The 3473-nt window shown below is 63.8% G+C and carries 4 protein-coding genes and 1 pseudogene; 3 read left to right on the top strand and 2 right to left on the bottom strand.

Annotation, left to right across the window (positions count from 1 at the left end; translation table 11 throughout):
- Both AC04L7_RS14725 and AC04L7_RS14720 read right to left on the bottom strand, forming a co-directional pair.
- On the bottom strand, positions 1-759 hold a 759-nt coding region (locus AC04L7_RS14725), incomplete at its 3' end, for a 3-hydroxyacyl-CoA dehydrogenase family protein (RefSeq protein WP_475513288.1).
- A 25-nt stretch (positions 760-784) separates the two neighbouring features.
- A complete protein-coding gene (locus AC04L7_RS14720; protein ID WP_296282326.1) occupies positions 785-1414 on the bottom strand; it encodes a TetR/AcrR family transcriptional regulator in 630 nt (209 codons plus the stop codon).
- 219 nt (positions 1415-1633) lie between these two features.
- On the opposite strand from AC04L7_RS14720, the gene ndk reads away from it, so the two are divergent.
- The 3 genes and pseudogenes from ndk to AC04L7_RS14705 form a co-directional block, all read left to right on the top strand.
- Complete coding sequence (gene ndk, locus AC04L7_RS14715) at positions 1634-2059, top strand: nucleoside-diphosphate kinase (protein ID WP_162337947.1); 426 nt, start codon at positions 1634-1636, stop codon at positions 2057-2059.
- Positions 2060-2069: 10 nt separating this feature from the next.
- Positions 2070-3293: a dual-specificity RNA methyltransferase RlmN gene (rlmN, locus tag AC04L7_RS14710; RefSeq protein WP_475513287.1), complete on the top strand. Its 1224-nt coding sequence runs from the start codon at positions 2070-2072 to the stop codon at positions 3291-3293.
- Positions 3283-3473, top strand: a pseudogene (locus AC04L7_RS14705) (hypothetical protein); the annotation flags it as partial. The gene rlmN and the pseudogene AC04L7_RS14705, both read left to right, overlap by 11 nt.

The raw sequence follows: 3473 nt of genomic DNA, 5'->3' as shown, positions 1-3473 counted from the left end.
GATGACGTGGGCCATGGTGTCCAGTCCGACGACATCCGAGGTGCGATAGGTCGCCGACTTCGGCCGGCCGATCAGCGGACCGGTAACCGCGTCCACTTCGTCGAAGCCCAGCTTGAACTCACCGGTGTGGTGGGCGGTGGCCRGGATCGAGAACACGCCAATGCGGTTGCCGATGAAGTTCGGGGTGTCCTTGGCGTACACGACGCCCTTGCCGAGGGTGGTGGTGAGGAAGGTCTCGAGGCCTTCCAGCACCGAGGCGTCGGTGGACTTCGCCGGAATCAGCTCGGCCAGGTGCATGTAGCGGGGCGGGTTGAAGAAATGCACGCCACAGAAGCGATGGCGGAGTTGTTCGGGAAGGACTTCCGCCAGCTTGTTGATGCCCAGGCCCGAGGTGTTGCTGGCCAGGACGGCGTGGTCGGCCACGAACGGCGCGATCTTCCTGTACAGCTCCTGCTTCCAGTCCATGCGTTCGGCGATCGCTTCGATGATCAGGTCGCAGCCCTTGAGGTGCTCCAGGCCGGTCTCGTAGTTCGCAGGGGTGATCGCTTCCGCCAGCGACTTGCTGGCGAGAGGCGCGGGGCTGAGCTTGGCCAGGTTGGCGATGGCTTTCTGCACGATGCCGTCGGGATGGCCGTCCTTGGCGGGCAGGTCGAACAGCACGGTGTCGACGCCGGCATTGGTCAGGTGCGCGGCGATCTGGGCGCCCATCACGCCGGCGCCCAGCACGGCCGCCTTGCGAACTAGCAGGGGGTTGGACATGGAATTTCCTCGGATTGCGGGGGTGTCAGGTGTGGTCGGCGCGCAGGCCGGCCTCGGCGAAGCGGATGAGTTCGCGGGCGGCGCGTTCACGATGCGCCGCCTCGGTCACGCCCGTGGGGCGCTTGATCAGGCCGAAATCGGCCATGGCGTAGGTCAGGGCGCCGGAGAAGAAGTCCAATCTCCAGTACAGCTCTTCCTTGCTCAGGCCCGGCACGCAGGCGGCGATGGCCTTGCCGAATTCACGCAACACGTGGCCGTAATGATCGGAAAGGAACTTCCGCAGGCCATCGTTCTTCTCGGCGTAGGCGCGGGCGATCACGCGCACGAAGGCCCCGCCGCCGTGGCGGTCCTGGGCGAGGGCCAGGGCCGGTTCGACGAACGCCGCCAGGATGGGCTCCAGTGCACCCGGGTGCTCGACGAGCGCTTTTTCCAGCAGCGTCAGGCGCGCAGCGGTCATGTCGTCCATGCGGCGGCGGAAGACCTCATTGACCAGGTTCTCCTTGCTGCCGAAATGGTAGTTGACCGCGGCGATATTGACGTCCGCGCGGCTGGTGACCTGCCGCAGGGACGTGCCTGCGAATCCGTGCTGGGCGAACAGCTCTTCCGCTGCGCCCAGGATCCGCTCCTTGGTGGAAAAATGCGTGGTGCCGCCCATGACGCCTCCGGGACTGAATCAAACGCTTGTTTGACTCATTGTCGGTGGGGCGCCCCGGGCTGTCATGCTGCGCGGCAGCAATTCCTCCCCGGGCGGCTGCAAGCCGCGGCCGGATACGTTAGAATCTCGCTACGCTTTCTGGTCTAAGCCCGCGTTTCGACGCGGGTTTTTCATGTTAACCTCGGGTCTTCAGTGGCCCGCCCAACGGAGATAATCCCCATGGCGCTGGAGCGCACCCTGTCGATCGTCAAGCCCGATGCAGTCGCCAAGAACGTCATCGGCGAAATCTATGCCCGCTTCGAAAAGAACGGCCTGAAGATCGTCGCCTCGAAGATGAAGCACCTGTCGCGTCGTGAAGCGGAAGGCTTCTACGCCGTGCACCGCGAGCGTCCGTTCTTCAACGCGCTGGTCGAATTCATGATCTCCGGGCCGGTCGCCATCCAGGTGCTGGAAGGCGAGAACGCCGTGCTGAAGCATCGCGACATCCTCGGCGCGACCAATCCGAAGGACGCTGCGCCGGGCACGATCCGCGCCGACTTCGCCGATTCGATCGACGCCAATGCCGCGCACGGTTCGGACTCGGTCGAGAACGCCAACATCGAGATCGCATACTTCTTCGCCGCCACTGAAGTGTTTTCGCGCTGAGCGACATGCGATGAGCAGCCACGAACTGCCGCCGATCGAGTTGAAACTGGCCACGGACGCTCCGTCCGTGGCCATCGGCGTGCCCGTGTCTGCGAAGCAGAACCTGATGGACCTTGACCGCGAAGGACTGGAACAGTTCTTCGTCGGCAAGCTCGGCGAGCAGAAGTTCCGCGCGCACCAGGTGATGAAATGGATCCACCATCGGTACGTCACCGATTTCGATCAGATGACCGATCTCGGCAAGAACCTGCGCGCGAAACTGCAGGAACATGCCGAGGTCGTCGTACCGCAGGTGGTGTTCGACAAGCCCTCGTCGGATGGCACACACAAGTGGCTGCTGGGTATGGGCGTGGATGGCAAGAACGCCGTCGAAACCGTCTATATCCCCGACAAGAACCGCGGCAYGCTGTGCGTTTCGTCGCAGGTGGGCTGTGGCCTCAACTGTACGTTCTGCTCGACGGCCACGCAGGGCTTCAACCGCAACCTCACCACCGCCGAGATCATCGGCCAGGTATGGGTGACGGCGCGGCATCTGGGCAACGTGCCTGCGCAGAACCGTCGCCTCACCAACGTCGTGATGATGGGGATGGGCGAGCCGCTGCTGAATTTCGACAACGTCGTGCGCGCGATGAACATCATGCGCGACGACCTGGGTTATGGCTTGGCGAGCAAGCGCGTTACGCTCTCGACGTCCGGCCTGGTGCCTATGATCGATCGTCTGTCCACCGAAACCGACGTTTCGCTGGCCGTCTCGCTGCATGCGCCCAACGATGCGCTGCGTGAACAGCTGGTGCCGCTCAATAGGAAGTACCCGATCGCCGAGCTGATGGCGTCCTGTGTGCGCTACCTGCGTGCGAACAAGAAGCGCGATTCGGTGACGTTCGAATACACCCTGATGAAAGGCGTGAACGACCAGCCCGAACACGCGCGCCAGCTCGCGCAGCTGATGCGCAAGTTCAGCAACGCCGCGCAGTTGAAGGACGCCGGCAAGGTCAATCTCATCCCGTTCAATCCATTCCCCGGAACGCGCTACGAGCGCGCGCCGGAAGAAGACATCCGTGCGTTCCAGAAGCTGCTGCTCGACGCGCAGGTGCTGACGATGGTGCGCAGGACGCGCGGCGACGACATCGACGCCGCCTGCGGTCAGCTGAAGGGGCAGGTGATGGATCRCACGCGCCGCCAAGCCGAGTTCCGGCGCCAGTTGCAGGAACAGGGCATCGACGATGCGGCATAAGGCGCTCTGCCTGCTGCTGATTCCCATCCTGCTGGCGACCGCCTGCAGCCGCCTGACCTTCGTTCGCCCGAAAGGCAAGATGGGCCAGTTGGCGGGTCAGGAAGAGGTAGAGGACTACGCGGTTCGGGACAGTCCCGAGGTCAAGCGCCGCCAAGCGGTTCACACGATCCTTGCCCGTTC

Source organism: Pseudoxanthomonas sp. LjRoot204_2, from assembly GCF_056175765.1.
This window is presented reverse-complemented; position numbering and strand designations above follow the sequence as displayed.